We start from the raw sequence: 304 nt of genomic DNA, 5'->3' as shown, positions 1-304 counted from the left end.
CTAGCCCCATTTGGCGGCTTCGGCTGTGTCGCGGGCCAGCATGGCCATGGTGTTGGATTCGTGCGTGCTGGCCATCGACTGATAGGCCCGCATCAGGTCTTCTAAGGCCTGGTTCCATTGGGTCTGCCAGCTCTGGTAGGTCATTCCGGTGTCGCCCTGCCAGGCATTGGACAACGCGGCCTGCTCATTGGCGATATCGGCGCCCAGGCTGTGCAGGGTGCCGGCATAGCCCGACATGTTTCCGGCGTGCGCCATCATCGCCGGGTAGTTGTACATGATCTGTGACATCACAACGTCCTTTCAG

The 304-nt window shown here is 60.9% G+C and carries 1 protein-coding gene; it reads right to left on the bottom strand.

Annotated features, from left to right (window positions below; translation table 11 throughout):
- Complete coding sequence (locus F0Q45_RS27115) at positions 1-288, bottom strand: WXG100 family type VII secretion target (RefSeq protein ID WP_149656713.1); 288 nt, start codon at positions 286-288, stop codon at positions 1-3.
- Between the last annotated feature and the right edge of the window lie 16 nt (positions 289-304).

The organism is Mycobacterium simiae (assembly GCF_008370645.1).
GTDB classification, from domain to species: domain Bacteria; phylum Actinomycetota; class Actinomycetes; order Mycobacteriales; family Mycobacteriaceae; genus Mycobacterium; species Mycobacterium simiae_A.
This window is presented reverse-complemented; position numbering and strand designations above follow the sequence as displayed.